Here is a 17,039-nt window from a genome sequence, read left to right as displayed (position 1 = left end):
GTGTATAGCCCGGCCCCGCGTGTGATGGCTCCTGCGATTGGAGGCGGGGGAACGCCCAAATTAAAAATCTAAGTTAGTTTCTGAATAATTAGGCGGTAATGGTGTTATTCTCCACTCGTTTTGCACTCGTGCTGCACTCTTTACGTTCTTAAAATTTTACCAGAGGCGAGATGGTTTTGACAGTATTTGTCAAAAGTGGGGTTTACCTTGTCTTAAAAATACAATACCCTATGGCACAAGTGAGAGAAAATGATCTTACTGAAGGTTTGAGCGGAAGGTTTGGCTCAAAATTCATTTTTAAACAGTTGCGCGGAAAAACTATTGTGGCGCGAAGGGCAAAGCCTATTACCAAAGAAAGTGCTTTGCAGCGTAATAATCGGGATAGGTTTAGGAAGGCTACTGCCTATGCAAAATCGATGATGCTTATTGCAGAAAGAAAAGCCTATTACTGGGATATGGCGAAGGAACTGAAGCTTCCGAATGCTTATACGGCTGCGATAGGTGATTATATGCGCAGACCTGTAATTGAGGAGGTAGAAGTTACGGCAAAAAATTCTGCTCTGCAGTTGAATATTAAGGCTACAAAGAAGGACTTTAGGTTGCGGGTGATGAAGGTTATTGCCTTAGGAAGTGATGGTGTTGTTGTTGAGGAGGCAGAGACTGCTACGGATTTTGAATGCTGGCGTTATGGGTTTACAACGGTGAAGGATTTGATAAGTACGATTAAGGTGGTTGTACAGGATGAGGCGGGCAATGTTTTGATTAGGGAGGTGACGGTGTGAGTGTAGGGGTTGAATGCTAATGGTGAAGCTCTAGTGATTAAGGGCTTGCTTTTATGCACTTTTTGTTTGAAGGGATTCTTCGCTCCGCTCTGAATGACGGTTATGTCTTATCGTATACGTTAATACTACATGTTGCCCAGCCATGCTTGTGGGTCGAGGGCTTCGGTGTTTTTGTGAATGCGGAAACGGAGTTCGGAGATGCCGTCGTTGTTGGAGATTACAGTGCCTATTTCCTGGCTGGTAGTTACTTTCTGGCCTGTTTTAACAAACACTTCTTTTAGTCCTGTGTAAACGGAGAAGTATTCGCCGTGTTTAATAATAACAGTGCTGCCAAAGGTGGGAATAAAGGCTACTTTGCGGACCTCACCTTCAAAAACAGCTTTTACTTTTTCGTTTTCTTTTGTCTGAATATTTACACCGTCGTTCTGTAACACAATTCCCTTTAGCACAGGGTGGTTTTGACGCCCAAACTTCTGGGATACGAAACCTGAGCCAACGGGCCATGGTAGTTTGTTCTTGTTCTCTTCAAAAGAAGTTGAGAGCACACTCTTTTTGGTGGAGGTAGCAGCAAGTGCTTTGGCCTCGCGTTCCATCTCTTCTTTAATAAGATCGTTTATCTTTTTGTCGAGGATAGCGAGGGCTTTCTTCGTTTCGTCGAGGTCGCGTTTAAGCTTTTTCTCTTCTTTCTCAAGTGACTTTACAAGTGAGCTTTGTTGTTTTTTGAGGTTAGATAAATTGTCATTCTCTTCTAACTGATCGCTGAGTAATTTGTTTTTCTCTTCACGCTGGCCGACAATTACACGAACTTGTCCTGATAATTCATCCTGTACTTTTACAATCTGATCTGCCTGTAACTTGCGTGTTTCACCATATTGCTCCATATAGCGAAGGCGCATCATTAGCTGATCGAAAGATTTTGAAGAGAAGAGGAAGGTTAGCCTTGTGGTACTGTTGTTTGCTTTTTGGGCAGCGAACAACATGGCTGTATATTCTTTTTTCAGTTTAGCAAGATCAACTTCCAATGCCTGAATGATGTCGTTATTCTCACCGATCTCAGCATTGAGTAAAGAGATTTCTGACTTAATTGAGGTGATGAGTTTTTCCTGCTCAACAATACGTTGATTCAAGGCACTCAACTCTCCCAAAGAGTTTTTCTTTTTTGCAGCAGTTTCGGAGAGAATTTTTTCAACCTCTTTAATCTTTTCAAGGTTTTCCTGTTTCTCGCGCTGAAGCTGAGTTTTTGTTTTCTTCTGGGCAAAAGTAACAGAAGAAGAGAGTATTATAAGCAGAACAAGAAGCAGCGTGTTTTTACCTGCGTTCATATCGCTTCGGAATATTAAATGGAAACTTAAGCTCACGGTCTCCAACCTCTGCTTTATTATATTCAAAAATAATAGTTGTGTTTAGAAGACCAGATACTGTCTTGTAAAAAAGGTTGATTGTACCATTGTATGGAAATATTTTATTGCCTACAGGCTGAAAGTTAGAGTAATTAATCATCAATGAATTGCTGCTGTTACCTTCTTTCATTTCCACCTTTTCAATTTTTTGGCTCGCTGCGTTTATATAGTTCACAACGTTGACGTCACCGGTTTGTTGCTTGAGCAGATAAAGCGAACTTTCCTGTTGAACTTCATCTGTTTCTTCACGTGGTATTACGGGATTGCCCAGCATAGCTGCCTGAATAATTCTGTAATTAATGTCTATTTTAAAACGCTTGGAGAGCTCTGCATAATCAAATACATAATACTCTTTATCTACGTTGCTTACAATAGTGATTGAATCCTTATTGATAAGTGCTTTTCCCCCTTGAACTCCTATGACAGAAAAAGTCATCCATATCACACTATCCTTACGTATTCTAATGTTCGCCTTTACTTCTCTTTCTTTGTTGGCGTCACGCAAGATCATCCGTGCTTTGCCTTGAAAGTAATCGAAGTCAATTTCTTCAATATTGAGTGTAGATTTTGGAGTGCCAAATGTAGGTGATACGGTTTTTTTGCTGCAGGCAACACAAAATGTAATTATTGTGATGAATAGCAACAGAGAAGGTTTACTCATAAATTTTTCTGTTCGCAATTTTTTTGTTCAGGGTTTCACTTTTAGCATTTAAGCCACGGGCCTTTTCCCATTGCTTTACAGCACCGTCAACTTCGCCTAGTTGATATAGGATATCTCCATAATGTTCAAAATGGGTGGCGGTGGCTTTTCCTGTGCTAATGGCCTTTTCTATAGCCTTTCGTGCTTCCTTATATTTTTGGCGAACATACAAAACCCAGGCATAAGTATCTAAATATGTAGGGTTATCCGGATGATTTTTGATGAGTGTGGCTGCCATCTTCTCGGCTTTCTCCAGGTTCTCCTTCCGCAGCGCCAGGTAGTAGCTGTAATTGTTGAGAATGGCATCGTTATTTGGATTGTAGAGAAGGGCATCTTCAAAAGCCTTGTCTGACTTCTCGTAATTCTTCACAGCATTATAAGCGTCTCCAAGCATGCCGTTAACTTCGCTGGTGAGCGCGGCATTTGATGTCGACAATCTTTTTGCCTGCTCAAAGGAATAGATGGATTCTTCATAATTGCGCTTGCGCAGGTTGGCAAATCCATTGAAGTAATGGATCATTGCCTGGTTAGGAAATAACTCGAGTGCTTGTTCAGCATGTTTTAAAACATTGTCATACTGCTCCAGCCTGATTTCGAGGTAAAGCAGGTTTTCCCAAACTTCAAAATTTACTTCTCCTGACTCTGCTGCGATAAGATATTCTTTTTGTGCTTCTCTATTTCTGCCTGTTGATAGGTACAAGTCGCCACCAATAATATGAACATTGGTATTCTCGCCATCAGAGGCCTTCAATTTTTCAAGCAGTGACAGGGCAAATGCTTCTTTGTCAGCATCAGAAATGCCTTTACTTCTGTTGTTGTTTAATTCTGCATTGTAAGTACCAAGTACAATAAGTTTACTTGACAGGTCAGCAGAGGTGTTGTCGAATAATTTTATTAAAAGTGGTCTTGCTTTTTGCTCCTGATTAGTTTCGCGGTAGAAACTTGCAAGGAGCATGCTTGCGCCTGGGGCATTTTCGTTTCTACTTAAATATTTCTCCAGGTATTGGATGGCTTGCTCGCGCATTCCCTTCTTGGAAAGCACTTCTGTAAAAGCCATCAGGTATTGCTCGTCGTCCGGAAATGCTGTAATTAGTTTTTCTCCTTCTTTCAGTCCCTCGTTTACCTTGCCACTTTCGATAAACAACCTCATTTTTTGAATGGATGAGATTTCATTGATACCAAGTGCTTTCTCCGCGCGTTCGTAGGTTCTAAGGGCATCGTCCATGCGGTTTGCGTATTGGTAGACAGCTGCAAGTTCATAGAGATACTCTTCAGTGCCCTTTACTTCACTGATCATGTTTTCATAAACCTGTGCGGCCTTGTCGAACCGGGCAAGACTGTTATAGATAGTTGCTGCGGACAGATAGAAGAACTTGTTGGTTTTATCCAACTGAATGGCATTTTCAATGCTGATTGAGGCCTTTACCAGGTCTTCCTGCTTTTGACTTTTGGAGAGTACTTCTGCGATTTTGTAATGAATGGTGCCGTTGGTAGGATTGGCTTCAAGGGCTTTTTGATAGTAGATTAACGCCTTTGCGTAATCTTCGAGGATAAAAAACTTCTCACCCTCCGTAAAATAAAATTCAGCCTCTCTTAGTCTAAGACCTTGAACGGCTGAATCTTCTTTCTTTTTCTTTTGAGCAAAAGTGTTGGTTGCCAACAATGTCAGCAAAAGAACCAACCCAGCTGCTCTCTTTATTTTCTTACAAAATAGTATCACGTGATGGAATTGAAATCGCCGAGGCTCAAATCGAGAGCTCGGTTTTCAAAATTAACGAAATTCCCCAACATACTATTTTCTAATACTGCCTTACTGATAGAAGAATTTGATTGAATGATGGAATTAATAATACGACTGTCAGAAATCCGGGTTTGTTTTCCTACTGAAACATATGGACCGACAACGGAATTCTCGATCACTGCATCATCGCCAATAAAACATGGTTCAATAATAACCGAATTAGTAATTTTTGCTTTTGGTGATACCAGCTTCTGATCTTTGATGAATTCAAGATAGCGTCGGTTTGTTTGTACGGTTACGTTTTTATTGCCGCAGTCAAGCCATTCGGTAACTTTTCCGGGCACGAATCGTGCACCTTTCTTCGATAGTCCCTGAAGAGCTGTTGTAAACTGATATTCGCCTTTCTCTTTGATGTCATTATCGATGAGGTGTTGCATCTCTTTTGCAAGTGCTGCACCATCCTTAAAGTAATAAATACCAATAATGGCAAGGTCTGAAACGAAGGTCGCTGATTTCTCAACCAGTTCTATAATCTCATTTTTATCATTGAGTTTTACGACGCCAAATTGTGATGGGTCTTCAACTTGTTGCACCCAGATGATGCCATCCTGATTTGTATCAAGTTTAAATTCTGCTTTGAAGAGTGTATCAGCAAAAGCTACGATTACTTTTCCGGTAAACAGTTCTTTTGCAAAAAGAAGTGCATGTGAGATACCAAGCGCTTCTGTCTGATAGTAAATTTTGCCAGTGGCACCTACTTCTTTGGCTATCGCTTTAAGGTTTTCTTCAACTTCTTTTCCGAAGCTTGGATGGACGATAAATCCTATTGAGTCTATTTTTTCAGGGCATACCTTCGCGATGTCTTCAACAAGACGATGTACAATAGGTTTTCCTGCAATTGGTAATAATGGTTTTGGAACAGTGAGGGTGTGTGGCCGCATTCTTTTTCCTAATCCGGCCATCGGAATAATAATATTCATGCTAACAGTCTAGTTATAAGTTTAAATTGCTCGCATTGCAGCGGCAGGTCAAATTAATAAAAAATCAGGCCTGCTTTCTCACCAGATCCTTCCTTTTCAAAAGGAATATTGCGGCCACATAAAATACAGCTAAGGTTAGATGCACCACAACTCCTATGGCACCATCAGCGATAGCAAGACTGTTAATAAGGTAAATTAATACAACGGTTAAAACAATGTAGGAGAAGTCTTTACCAATAGAATAAGGAATGGGATAGTATTTCTGCCCAAAAAGGTAGCATGCTACCATCATTGCAAAATAGCACAGTAAGGTAGCAATGCTACTTCCAAAATAACCTGCTACAGGTATCAGAAAATAGTTTCCTGCGATTGTAATAATTACACCGCCAATAGTAATAAGAGTGCCATAGTAAGTTCTGTCAGTTAGCTTAAACCAGACAGAAAAATTGTAATAAACACCCAAAAAAAGATAAGCTAATAGCAATATCGGTACTATGTAGAGACCATCCCAGTACTCTGACTGCCCTAAAAAGAACTTGAGTACATCTAGATTAATGGATACTGAAAACAGTAAAATGCAGCATACAAGAATGAAGTAGTGATTTACTTTAGCAAAGAGTTGGGGAGAATTTTTCTCATTTGACTGGGAGAAGAAAAAGGGTTCTGCTGCATATCTGAAAGCCTGAATGGCAAGGTTCATGAGTACAGCGAATTTATAACACGCGCCAAATATCCCCAGTGCGCTTTCTTTACTAATGGACGGATAAAAGTTTTCAGGTAGCCATTTATCCAACGTTATCCTCGAAAACATTTCATTCGTCATTCCGGCAAGTCCGGTGAGCATTACCGGATAAGCATATGAAAACATCTGGGGCGAAATACTTCTATCATAAGCAGGTCTCCATTGTAATAATATCCTGGCAAAGAGGACGAGGTAAAAAGCATTAGCTACGAGGTTGGCAATAAATACAAAAGAGATGTCAGGCTTCAGGCCCGAAAACTTAAGGAGATATAGATTAAGTCCTATGAGTATCGCTATGTTGATCAGCTTGCCGATAGCAAACTTTGTTGGTTTGCGTTGAAGGCGTAGTCTTGAAAAAGGGATGGCTACAACAGCATCGATAAACATGATTGCTACCAGCATGATAACCAGCTTTTCATGACCTGGAATTAACAGAAGGTCTGAGATCTGATAAGAGAAAAGTACGAGTATAATGGAAATGACTAAGCTGATAGAGACTACTACTGTTTGAGCCAGGTTAAATATTCTCTTTTCATCAGCATCTTTTTTACTCGAGAACCTAAAGTATGCGGTCTCCATACCAAATAGGAATATGATATTGACGACAGCTACATAACTGAATAACTTGGTAATAACACCATATTCAGGAGGATTGAAGACATCGGTGTGCAGTGTTACCAGTAAAAAATTAAGGAAGCGAGGCAAAATACTTCCCAGGCCATAAAGAACAGTCTCGCCGGCTAATCTCTTAAGCTTTCCCAATTACTCTCCTTTAAATTGTGCTTTCCTTTTTTCAATAAATGCTGTTGTTCCTTCTTTGAAATCGTGAGTCTTGCTACATTCGGCAAATAGTTTTGCTTCTGTTTCGTAGCCTTGCTGCTCGAAGTTGAAACCTGCATTGACACTTTTAATTACGTTGGCAACTGCTATAGGGCCTTTTGTTGCAATTTTATCAAGAATCTTTGTAGCAAGTATCATTGCTTCTTCTTTAGTAGCAACAACATGGTTTATTAGCCCTAATGTTTTTGCTTCCTGCGCAGCAATCATATCTCCAGTAAGGATAAGCTCTAAAGCTTTGGCTCTGCCTACAAGTTGAGTTAAACGTTGAGTGCCGCCGTAACCAGGAATGAGACCAAGGTTAACTTCAGGCTGGCCAAATTTTGAAATTTCTGTTGCTATTCTCATGTGGCAAGCCATTGCAAGCTCACATCCCCCACCTAAAGTAAAACCATTGATAACTGCTATTACCGGTTTGGGAGAATCTTCAATGCTCTTAAACAATTGCTGCCCTTTTACTGAGAGCTCAAATATCTGTTGAGGATCAAGAGCAGTTAGCTCTTTAATATCAGCTCCGGCAACGAAAGCCTTATCTCCATCGCCGGTTAAGATTATACCGCGAACATTTTTGTTCGAGAAGGCATCTGCCATAACCGAGCTTAGTTCTTTAAGTAACGCTGAATTCAAAGCATTTAGAGCTTCCGGCCGGGACAGCGTGATGGTTAGGATTCCATCATTATTCAAAGATGTCTTTATATACATAAATTAAAATTGCTGCAAATAATCCGAAGTAGACAAGATATAACCTTTCCCAAAACTAAATTATAATATTAAAATAATTCCCAATATGGTTTAATAAATGGCTTTCCTTAAGGTTTAACCCGGGAAAATATCTCATTCTACTACGCATTTACACTTATCGTCTTGTCAGTGTATCATGGTAGGATTGTTGTAATACGCCCGCATTAATCCTGAAATAAGCTGTTATGTACAAAATTATCGCGGTAGTATTTTCCATTTGTTCTATCGTTAACACGGCAAAGGGGCAAACTACACGTACAATGAACACCTCAGGAAGCTGGCACACAACCAGTAATTGGGCAGGTTCTAATATTGGTGATGATATTAATGATAACGTTGTCCTTAATGGAAATGCAAGTCCTATTGTAAGATCTACCTATAACTACACGATCAGAAATTTTACAGGTGGAGGAGATAATACTTTAACAATTGAAAGCAGTGCATCGCTCACCCTGGGGTCTAGCACGATCCCTGCAAGTCTAAGCATGACAGGAAATAACCCCAAATTGTCAGTATTGGGGACACTAATCATTTGGGGGAATGCTTCCTTTACAAACAAAGTTTCATGGGAGATCCGAGGAACAGTAATTATTAAAGGAGACTTACAGCTTAGTGGAGGAGCCAACCTTGATGTAAAAAATGGCGGTCAATTAATTGTTGAGGGAAATATGGTAGGAGGGAATAATACAGATGTAACAGTAAATGGCTCGGGTGGAACTGTTAGAGTTTATAAAAACGTAAATGTAAGTTCGGGTAACCTGAACGGCGGAGGAACTTTTGAGTATGGAGGCACTTGTACTTCTGGCTCTAACTTTTGTAATAATGCAACACGAAACACAACATTACCAGTTAAGTTATCATTGTTTGAGGTGTTTCAGGACGGAACCCTAGTAAGACTCAACTGGAGAACAGAAACAGAAAGGAACTCAAATAGGTTTATTGTAGAACGTTCTGTTAACGGAGAAGAGTTTGAGGTTTTGGGCGAGACAAGAGCTGCGGGAAATTCTAACACCACTAGAAATTATTCTTTTAAAGATGATTTTCCTGTATCGGGATTAACCTATTATCGCCTTAAAACAATTGATCTTGATGACTCTTACGAATATTTCGGCCCTAAGGCATTAAGAGTAACACAACCTAAATCTTTAACAGTTTATCCCAATCCTGTAGTTGAAAAGAAGTTGATCTTTCATGTTAATTTTGCTCCTTCTGAAGATGACCGTATCTTAATTGTCAACGTTAATGGGGTACCGGTATTAAATGTAGACGTTAAAGAGCTAGCCAACAATCCAATTCTTCTGGAAGATACGTTTCAAGAAGGCATTTACTTGCTGAAATATATTTCAAAAAGCTTTCAGTCTTCTACCAGGGTATTGGTAAAATAAGTAAGAGAATATAATCGTCTTACTTGAAGATGGTAAGTTGTTTAACTTCAGTGTTTAAAGTACTTCGGTAGTACTATGTAAATTCGCAAGTATTTCTTTAGTCATACGCTGTAAATCAAACTGTGGCTGCCATCCCCAATCTTTCCTTGCTGCGGTATCATCAATAGATTTTGGCCATGAGTCTGCAATGGCTTGGCGGAAGTCAGGCGTATAACTTATTTTAAAATCAGGGATATGCTTGGTGATGTTATTCGCAATTTCTTCAGGAGAGAATGACATGGAAGAGATGTTGTAGCTGGATCTTACCTTAATCTTTTCTGCCGGGGCTTCCATTAAATCAAGTGTGGCTTTTACAGCGTCATCCATATACATCATTGGCAAAAATGTATCAGGCTTCAAAAAGCAATCGTATTTCTTTTCAGCGATAGCTTTGAAGTAGATATCAACAGCATAATCCGTTGTTCCGCCGCCTGGTTTTGTTTTATATCCAATTAACCCCGGGTATCGAAGGCTTCGTACATCCACTCCATGCTTATTATGGTACCATTCGCACCAGCGTTCTCCGGCGAGTTTACTAATACCGTAAATGGTGGCTGGGTCCATCACGGTGTCTTGTGGTGTATTAACTTTAGGAGTGTTAGGACCAAATACGGCAATAGAACTAGGCCAGTAGACTTTGTCTATCTTGAACTCAACGGCTGCATCCAACACATGGATCAAACCATCCATATTAAGATGCCAGGCAAACTTGGGATTCTTTTCTCCTGTTGCAGAAAGAACAGCGGCCAGATGATAGATCTGCGTTATGTTATTCTTCTGAATGAAGTCGAAAAGGTTTTTTTGTTTTAAAACATCCAGTATTTCAAAATTGCCTTCGGTAAGAATGCCTTGCGGTTCTTTTACGTCAGTAGCAATAACATTTTCCTTTCCGTACACATTCCAAAGGCCTTGGGTGAGTTCTGAGCCTAATTGGCCGCCTGCACCGATAACTAAAATCTTGTTTCTTTTCATAGCTGGTCTCAGGCGCGAAAATACAGAAATTTATCATTCGTGTTAGTCATCCTTTCTTAACTTAGCGCCAGTGAATTTTGAAGAATATCTGATATCGAAAAAAATTGACGCCAGTGCTTTTGCTGCAGCAGAACCATCCGTTTTTGAAAAATGGAAGCTTGATTTTGAGCAGATGCATCCCAACAGTTTTACCGTTCAAAAACTTAATCTTATTAACCCAATAAGAAGAAAGTACCATCTTAAGGTTGTTGAAGCACCTGCTAAAACAGAACCAGCAGCTGAGAAGCAAGCTGAAAAACAAAATCCGATAGCTGAAGCGACCCCTGCAGCTGCACCTCCAATTGTTGCAAAGCCTGCGGTGTCACGACCGATAATGAAACCAAAGATTAACTAGACCTATGTATAAAAAACTTCAACCTGCACTTCAGCAGGAACTTAATAATATCCGTGAAGCAGGACTCTTCAAAAAAGAAAGAATTATTGTTACTCCGCAGGCTGCTGATATTAAGACAACAGAAGGTAAGGAAGTTATAAACTTTTGCGCTAATAATTATCTCGGTTTGTCAAGTCACCCCCGGGTAATTGAAGCTGCAAAGCGTGCGATTGATACGCATGGGTACGGCATGTCTTCCGTGAGGTTTATCTGCGGAACGCAGGATATTCATAAAGAACTGGAAAGAAAAATATCTGATTTCCTGGCCATGGAAGATACCATCTTGTATGCGGCAGCTTTTGATGCAAATGGTGGTGTTTTTGAACCTTTGCTTGGTGCTGATGACGCCATTATCTCTGACGAGTTAAACCATGCTTCAATTATAGATGGAGTAAGGTTATGTAAAGCCATGCGTTACAGATACAAGCATAACGATATGGCAGACCTTGAGAAGCAACTTCAGGAAGCAACCAAGGCAGGTGCCAAGAACATCATGGTAGTAACTGACGGCGCTTTTTCTATGGATGGTACAATAGCACAGCTAGACAAGATTTGTGACCTCGCCGATAAATACGAAGCGCTGGTTATGACAGACGAATCTCACGCCACAGGCTTTATAGGAAAAACCGGAAGAGGTGTTCCTGAATACAGAAATGTGATGAATAGGATAGATATTATTACGGGTACACTTGGTAAAGCTTTGGGTGGTGCTTCAGGAGGATTTACATCTGGTAAGAAGGAGATCATTGAAATGCTTCGCCAGCGATCAAGACCTTATCTGTTCTCCAATACCTTGGCTCCTTCTATTGTAGGAGCTTCTATAGAAGTTTTTAACATGCTTTCTGAAACTACAGAACTTAGAGATAAGCTGGAGCGGAACACAAAATACTTCAGAAGCGAAATGACAAAGGCGGGCTTTGATATAAAGCCGGGAGAACATCCTATTGTACCCATTATGCTTTATGAAGCTCCCTTAGCCCAAAAATTTGCCGAACGCTTACTTGAAAAGGGTATATATGTAATTGGGTTTTTCTACCCTGTGGTTGCTAAAGGACAGGCTAGGATTCGGGTTCAGGTTTCAGCCGGCCATGAAAGGCATCATCTGGATAAAGCAATTGAGGCATTTACTACTGTAGGAAAAGAACTTAACGTTTTAAAGTCGGCCACGAAAGTTAACGCTTAACTTTTGGGCTTAACATAGGCTAAAATAAGAAGAGCTTCATCCAGGAAGCTCTTCTTATTTATTAGTATGTTATTTAAGGTTCGCTATTCAAAACCAAACTCCCTTTTACGTTTCTTGACAATTTCACCCATCTTGGAAGTGTCTTTGGTTAACAATCCAAAGGCAGGATCGATTTGCCTCGACGGAAAGAAATAAATACAGTTTCGTTTTCCTTTTATTTTTAATCGGTAGAGGTTGAGAAACGGAATAATTCTTAAAGATTTAACTTCCGGCCACCCAAACCTTACGTTTCGGTCACCTTCAATAACAACAATTTTATTCTTACCAATTGCAACCCTTCTGATCTTATCATTTATAAAATAGAAGACATACAGCGAGATTAATCCTAATGCTGCGAAGATTAAAGATACGAAGAAGACTTTGCTGTTAAATTCAAAACGAAAAAGTATGATCGCACCTACTATCCATTGAATAAACGCAAAAGCAAGAAAAAAATATTTAGCTAAATAATATTTTACCGGACTAGCTTCTATCATTGCTGTATACGTTAAATAATCAGTTTACTAATTTACGATTCTTTTATTGTAAAGTTTTTCGCTCATTAAAATTTGTTGTCGATATAAACTAAAATTTTTGCTTGTGCAGGTTAAAAACAAATAACGACTTTAAATCACGAGGATTTTTTGCCAACCAAATATGTAGTGCAAAAAATAAAAAGCCTATGCCTGAAAACCTGGTTCCAATTTTAGTAACTGAAATCAATTCGTTTATTTCAGTGTTTTGCTGAAAATCTCCCTGAACGATTCATTTACACTGTTAATAAACTTTTAGTTATTCGTCTTCAGGTTTTTTAAAGACGTTTCTTAAGTCTAGCTAACATTATTGATAGGGTTAAACCAGAAAAATGGCTGGTATGAATTTATAGTTGTAGCAAGAGAAGATTAAACTGGTATGCTCTTGGACGACCATTTGAAGGAAATAGTAATTAAACTAGTTGTATCATTAGTTTTAGGTCTTATTATCGGCGCTGAGAGGGAGTTAAGAAATAAATCTGCAGGATTGCGTACCATCATTCTTATTTGCCTCGGGTCTACGTTATTTACCGTAATTTCAATTGAATCCTCGCATCCTACGGAGGTGGGGCGGATAGCGTCAAATATTGTAACTGGAATTGGGTTTCTTGGTGCGTGAGCTATCATGCGCGATGGTTTATCTATTTCAGGTTTAACAACTGCAAGTACCATTTGGGTAGCTGCTGCATTGGGAATGGCAGTAGGTGTAGGACAATGTGAACTTGCCTTTGCAGCTACCCTTTTTGCGCTAATTGTATTAACTGCTTTTGGTTATCTTCAACGCTTTTTCGATAAACTTCATAAGACAATCATATTGCATATCATATTTGATATTGAAAACAACGGGGTTGCGTCATTTGAAGAGAAATTAACAATGATCGGCCTCCGATATGAAAGGAGAAAAGAACGTAGAAAGGGGATGGATGTCAGATATGTTTATGAGATTTCTGGTTCATCCGAAAAACAAGAAGCGCTTATTAATTATTTGATAGAGCAGAAAGATAAAGTAAAGGCATTTGAGTATTGAGTACGAAGCATGCACTAGCAAGTGCTAGCACAATATCTTTTACATCAATTTTCAGTGGTTGTTGGTTCTTCTTCTGAGATTTCCTCCCAATTGGCAGGTTCTGTGTTTTGAAGATACTCGACAATTTTCTGTTCGATCTGTTTTAGTTTTAATCCCCTAAGGTAGATTCCGTTTCTCGCCAGTATTACCCGGCCAGTCTCCTCTGAGACAACCATTACAAGTGTTGCGGTATTCTCAGACATACCAATAGCAGATCTATGTCTCAATCCAAAGTGAGGGGGAAGGTGATCGTTCTCACTTACCGGCAATACGCAGCGTGCGGCTTTTATTTTTCCTTTGTAAATAATAACTGCACCATCATGAAGCGGACTGTTCTTGTTAAATATCGAAAGCAATAGTCTCTTACTTACGGTGGCGTCAAGTACATCACCTGTCTCTACGTAAAATTTTAATTCAACGTCGCGTGAAAAAACAATCAGAGCACCTGTTCGTGTAGCTTTAAGGGTTTTCACCGCTTCCATGATTTCATTTACATTAACATCCTCATGGTATGAATTCCGCCACTGAGCTATGCTTTTGAAAAGGTTCTCTCTAAACTCTGTACCTCTTCCTATTACAAGTAAGAATTTTCTGATCTCCGGCTGGAACAAAATGATCATGGCAAGAACACCAACCCCCATAAATTGGCCGAGTATAGTTGCAAGCAGCTCCATCTGTGCGGCGCGTACAATCAAGTAAACCAAGTAGAGCGCAAGGATTCCAAGAAATATATTAACAGCAATACTTCCTCTAATAAGCTTGTAAACCTGGTAAAGCAATACACTCACCAACGCAATGTCGATGATGTCTACCCAGCTTACTTCTAAAAATCCTATTCTGAAAAGAAAGATCATAATTTCTTCTTACGGCCCAATATAACGGTTTGCCTTTATACTGCGATATTAGAAAGATATTATCTTCTCTTTGAAAGGATCTTATAAATTATCCTTTAATGCTTTCACCAGCTTTACTGCTTGTGCGGCTTCTTTTACGTCGTGAACTCTTAAAATGCTTGCCCCATTTATCAAAGCAATCGTGTTTAGGGAAGTGGTTCCGTTTAAAGCATCCTTCGGTTCAATATCCAACGTTTTCCATACCATCGATTTTCTTGATAGTCCTACCAGAATTGGTTTGCCTAAAATATATAGCAGGTTAAGATCGTTCAGAAGCTTGAAGTTGTGTTCTCTTGTTTTAGCAAAACCAAAACCCGGGTCAAGAATAATATCTTTAACACCAAGTGAATGAAGCTGGTGTACTTTTGCATGAAAGTAGTCTATAATCTCCTTGAGCAAATTTTCATATTTTGCTTCCCTTAACATTGTTTGCGGAGTACCCTTCATGTGCATAAGGATGTAGGGTACGTTAAATGCGGCAACTATTTCAAACATCTTAGTATCTAATGTTCCGCCTGAAATGTCATTGATAATTGAAGCACCTTCTTTTACAGCAACTTCTGCAACCTTACTTCGGAATGTGTCTACCGAAATAATAAGTGATGGGAAATTTTTATTTATAAGTTTAATTGCAGGCAGTACCCTGCTAATCTCCTCAGTCTCACTAACGTCGGCTGCTCCCGGCCGAGATGAGTAACCACCAATATCGATGAAAGTGGCTCCTTGGCTTTCGATTTCCTCTACCTGTGAAAGGATTTGCCTTTCTGATAAGTATTTTCCGCCATCAAAAAAACTATCGGGAGTTACATTTAAAATACCCATAACCTTGGGTTCTGACAAATCAACTACCGTACCCCTAACATGAAGTGTTTTGTTAACTGAAAATGCCGTATTTTGCACTGTTAAAATTTTATGTTTGAGAAAACTGCTGTCGAATATAAACAGGTAATATCCACCTGCAAAAGCTTGTTTGAAAAGAAGACCCGTGATTACGGAACTGCCTGGCGTATTTTGCGTTTGCCTTCTATAACAGATCAGATTTATATTAAGGCTCAACGGATCAGGAGCATCCAGGAAAAAGGCGTTCAGAAAGTCAATGACCCGGTCAAAGATGAATTTATAGGAATTGTCAACTATTGCATAATAGCATTAATACAAATTAAGCTCGACTCCTCATCAGAAATGGAACTACCATTTGAAAGGCTAGAACCTCTTTATGATGAAGCTGTTACCGAAACGTTTGATCTTCTACAGAATAAAAACCATGATTATGGAGAAGCGTGGCGCGAAATGCGGGTCACTTCCATTACTGATATTATATTAATGAAGCTTCTGCGTGTGAAGCAAATAGAAGATAACGAAGGAAAAACGCTGGTAAGTGAAGGCGTAAAGGCGAATTACCAGGATATGATAAATTACGCTGTGTTTGCGTTAATAAAATTGAAAGGATAAAACAATGTTCAGAACGATTATTGATCAGTTTTCGAGATTCTTTGTTGGTGCACTTTTTATTTTCTCTGGCTTGATTAAGCTCAACGATCCGATCGGCACTAAAATTAAAATGGAAGAATACTTTGAAGTTTTCACCGAAGACTTCGGAACATTTTTTCATTACTTTATACCCTATGCGCTTGAAATAGGTTTTATAATGATCGTGCTGGAAATAGCACTTGGGGTAGCTGTGCTCTTTTATTACCGTATGGATCTTACAACCAAGATTCTACTGGCATTGATGATATTTTTCACTTTCCTCACATTCTATTCAGCTTACTTTAATAAAGTTACCGACTGCGGTTGCTTCGGAGATGCAATTAAACTTACACCTTGGCAATCGTTCTGGAAGGATATCATCCTGATGGTATTTATTCTTCATCTGTTTTGGTATAGGAAATCGTACAAACAAGTGCTACCAATGCTTGCGGGGAATATTGTGATAGGCGTTGTTACAGCCCTCAGCATTTTTCTGGGTGTTTATGCAATCCGTCACTTGCCCTTTATTGACTTCAGGGCATATCGAGTAGGCAACAATATTCCTCAGCAAATGCAGCCCGAAGAGCAGCCGAAATTCGAGTATGTATTCCTGAACAAAGATGAGGGGAAGGAAATTACTTCCGAAAAATATCTTGCAGACACTACGCAGTATAAATATTTGAGCGTAAGGCAAACAAATGAAGATAAAACAAGGGCAAAGATTACTGATTATGGAGTTTCCAGTGTTGATGGTGAAGATGTAACGCAGCAGACTTTCGAAGGAAATAAGTTGTTGTTTATTATTGCTGATGTAAGCCAGGTTTCAACAGTCAATCTTGATAAGATAAAGAAACTCATTGCTGACCTTGATGGCAAGATTGATATGATGGCGTTAACTTCCTCTGGCAGTGAGCAGTTCGAAGCTTTTAGACATGAAAATCAAATAGCAGTTCCTTATTACTTTGCCGACGCGACAGTGTTGAAAACTATTATTCGTTCAAATCCTGGCATTTCTCTTTGGGTTAACGGAACGGTGAAAGGTAATTGGCATCACAACGATACACCTGACGCACGAGAGATACTGGAATTGATCAAGTAGTTTA

At 39.5% G+C, this 17,039-nt stretch carries 16 protein-coding genes and 1 pseudogene; 7 read left to right on the top strand and 10 right to left on the bottom strand.

Translation table 11 applies throughout. The annotated features are described in order from the left end of the window. Window positions 1-230: 230 nt before the first annotated feature. Window positions 231-782 (top strand): hypothetical protein, encoded by a 552-nt coding sequence (locus KK060_RS13710; protein ID WP_254154311.1) that lies wholly within the window; start codon window positions 231-233, stop codon window positions 780-782. A 125-nt stretch (window positions 783-907) separates the two neighbouring features. Here KK060_RS13710 and KK060_RS13705 read toward each other — a convergent pair whose 3' ends face one another. The 6 genes from KK060_RS13705 to KK060_RS13680 form a co-directional block, all read right to left on the bottom strand. Continuing rightward, window positions 908-2,104 (bottom strand): murein hydrolase activator EnvC family protein, encoded by a 1,197-nt coding sequence (locus KK060_RS13705; protein WP_254154310.1) that lies wholly within the window; start codon window positions 2,102-2,104, stop codon window positions 908-910. Next, window positions 2,091-2,843, bottom strand: coding sequence for a lipoprotein insertase outer membrane protein LolB1 (gene lolB1 / locus KK060_RS13700; RefSeq protein ID WP_254154309.1), 753 nt, complete (start codon window positions 2,841-2,843; stop codon window positions 2,091-2,093). Before lolB1 ends, KK060_RS13705 begins: the two co-directional genes overlap by 14 nt. Beyond that, complete coding sequence (locus KK060_RS13695) at window positions 2,836-4,602, bottom strand: tetratricopeptide repeat protein (RefSeq protein ID WP_254154308.1); 1,767 nt, start codon at window positions 4,600-4,602, stop codon at window positions 2,836-2,838. The genes lolB1 and KK060_RS13695 overlap by 8 nt, the downstream gene beginning before the upstream one ends. Next, window positions 4,599-5,603, bottom strand: coding sequence for a sugar nucleotidyltransferase (locus KK060_RS13690; RefSeq protein WP_254154307.1), 1,005 nt, complete (start codon window positions 5,601-5,603; stop codon window positions 4,599-4,601). Before KK060_RS13690 ends, KK060_RS13695 begins: the two co-directional genes overlap by 4 nt. A gap of 64 nt (window positions 5,604-5,667) precedes the next feature. Further along, entirely contained in the window at window positions 5,668-7,107 is a 1,440-nt protein-coding gene (locus tag KK060_RS13685; RefSeq protein WP_254154306.1) for a lipopolysaccharide biosynthesis protein, read from the bottom strand. Further along, a complete protein-coding gene (locus tag KK060_RS13680; RefSeq protein WP_254154305.1) occupies window positions 7,108-7,884 on the bottom strand; it encodes an enoyl-CoA hydratase/isomerase family protein in 777 nt (258 codons plus the stop codon). It lies immediately after the preceding gene. 224 nt (window positions 7,885-8,108) lie between these two features. On the opposite strand from KK060_RS13680, the gene KK060_RS13675 reads away from it, so the two are divergent. Then, window positions 8,109-9,308, top strand: a complete 1,200-nt coding sequence (locus tag KK060_RS13675) for a T9SS type A sorting domain-containing protein (protein WP_254154304.1) — start codon at window positions 8,109-8,111, stop codon at window positions 9,306-9,308. 54 nt (window positions 9,309-9,362) lie between these two features. Here KK060_RS13675 and KK060_RS13670 read toward each other — a convergent pair whose 3' ends face one another. Next, window positions 9,363-10,319, bottom strand: a complete 957-nt coding sequence (locus KK060_RS13670; protein WP_254154303.1) for an NAD-dependent epimerase/dehydratase family protein — start codon at window positions 10,317-10,319, stop codon at window positions 9,363-9,365. Between the two features lie 70 nt (window positions 10,320-10,389). Between KK060_RS13670 and KK060_RS13665 the strand changes: the two genes are divergently transcribed. Then, window positions 10,390-10,713: a hypothetical protein gene (locus tag KK060_RS13665; protein WP_254154314.1), complete on the top strand. Its 324-nt coding sequence runs from the start codon at window positions 10,390-10,392 to the stop codon at window positions 10,711-10,713. A gap of 4 nt (window positions 10,714-10,717) precedes the next feature. Then, window positions 10,718-11,935 (top strand): glycine C-acetyltransferase, encoded by a 1,218-nt coding sequence (gene kbl, locus KK060_RS13660; RefSeq protein ID WP_254154302.1) that lies wholly within the window; start codon window positions 10,718-10,720, stop codon window positions 11,933-11,935. An 83-nt stretch (window positions 11,936-12,018) separates the two neighbouring features. Here kbl and KK060_RS13655 read toward each other — a convergent pair whose 3' ends face one another. Beyond that, window positions 12,019-12,471 (bottom strand): hypothetical protein, encoded by a 453-nt coding sequence (locus KK060_RS13655; RefSeq protein ID WP_254154301.1) that lies wholly within the window; start codon window positions 12,469-12,471, stop codon window positions 12,019-12,021. 415 nt (window positions 12,472-12,886) lie between these two features. Between KK060_RS13655 and KK060_RS13650 the strand changes: the two are divergent. Next, window positions 12,887-13,534: pseudogene (locus KK060_RS13650) on the top strand (MgtC/SapB family protein). A gap of 44 nt (window positions 13,535-13,578) precedes the next feature. Here KK060_RS13650 and cdaA read toward each other — a convergent pair. Continuing rightward, on the bottom strand, window positions 13,579-14,427 hold the full coding sequence (cdaA, locus tag KK060_RS13645; protein ID WP_254154300.1) for a diadenylate cyclase CdaA: 849 nt from the start codon (window positions 14,425-14,427) through the stop codon (window positions 13,579-13,581). A gap of 81 nt (window positions 14,428-14,508) precedes the next feature. Further along, a complete protein-coding gene (gene folP, locus KK060_RS13640; RefSeq protein ID WP_254154299.1) occupies window positions 14,509-15,366 on the bottom strand; it encodes a dihydropteroate synthase in 858 nt (285 codons plus the stop codon). A gap of 12 nt (window positions 15,367-15,378) precedes the next feature. On the opposite strand from folP, the gene KK060_RS13635 reads away from it, so the two are divergent. After that, window positions 15,379-15,918, top strand: coding sequence for a DUF1599 domain-containing protein (locus KK060_RS13635; protein WP_254154298.1), 540 nt, complete (start codon window positions 15,379-15,381; stop codon window positions 15,916-15,918). Between the two features lie 4 nt (window positions 15,919-15,922). Next, window positions 15,923-17,035, top strand: coding sequence for a BT_3928 family protein (locus tag KK060_RS13630; protein ID WP_254154297.1), 1,113 nt, complete (start codon window positions 15,923-15,925; stop codon window positions 17,033-17,035). Window positions 17,036-17,039 lie beyond the last annotated feature (4 nt).

It is taken from the genome of Chryseosolibacter indicum (assembly GCF_018598585.1).
GTDB lineage: Bacteria > Bacteroidota > Bacteroidia > Cytophagales > Cyclobacteriaceae > Chryseosolibacter > Chryseosolibacter indicus.
This window is presented reverse-complemented; position numbering and strand designations above follow the sequence as displayed.

What these genes read in the sequence shown, in the direction of transcription:
- KK060_RS13710 (WP_254154311.1), top strand. Translation starts at nt 231, where the DNA reads ATGGCACAAGTGAGAGAAAATGATCTTACTGAAGGTTTGAGCGGAAGG.
- KK060_RS13705 (WP_254154310.1), bottom strand. Translation starts at nt 2,104, where the DNA reads ATGAACGCAGGTAAAAACACGCTGCTTCTTGTTCTGCTTATAATACTC.
- lolB1 (WP_254154309.1), bottom strand. Translation starts at nt 2,843, where the DNA reads ATGAGTAAACCTTCTCTGTTGCTATTCATCACAATAATTACATTTTGT.
- KK060_RS13690 (WP_254154307.1), bottom strand. Translation starts at nt 5,603, where the DNA reads ATGAATATTATTATTCCGATGGCCGGATTAGGAAAAAGAATGCGGCCA.
- KK060_RS13680 (WP_254154305.1), bottom strand. Translation starts at nt 7,884, where the DNA reads ATGTATATAAAGACATCTTTGAATAATGATGGAATCCTAACCATCACG.
- KK060_RS13675 (WP_254154304.1), top strand. Translation starts at nt 8,109, where the DNA reads ATGTACAAAATTATCGCGGTAGTATTTTCCATTTGTTCTATCGTTAAC.
- KK060_RS13670 (WP_254154303.1), bottom strand. Translation starts at nt 10,319, where the DNA reads ATGAAAAGAAACAAGATTTTAGTTATCGGTGCAGGCGGCCAATTAGGC.
- kbl (WP_254154302.1), top strand. Translation starts at nt 10,718, where the DNA reads ATGTATAAAAAACTTCAACCTGCACTTCAGCAGGAACTTAATAATATC.
- KK060_RS13655 (WP_254154301.1), bottom strand. Translation starts at nt 12,471, where the DNA reads ATGATAGAAGCTAGTCCGGTAAAATATTATTTAGCTAAATATTTTTTT.
- cdaA (WP_254154300.1), bottom strand. Translation starts at nt 14,427, where the DNA reads ATGATCTTTCTTTTCAGAATAGGATTTTTAGAAGTAAGCTGGGTAGAC.
- KK060_RS13635 (WP_254154298.1), top strand. Translation starts at nt 15,379, where the DNA reads ATGTTTGAGAAAACTGCTGTCGAATATAAACAGGTAATATCCACCTGC.
- KK060_RS13630 (WP_254154297.1), top strand. Translation starts at nt 15,923, where the DNA reads ATGTTCAGAACGATTATTGATCAGTTTTCGAGATTCTTTGTTGGTGCA.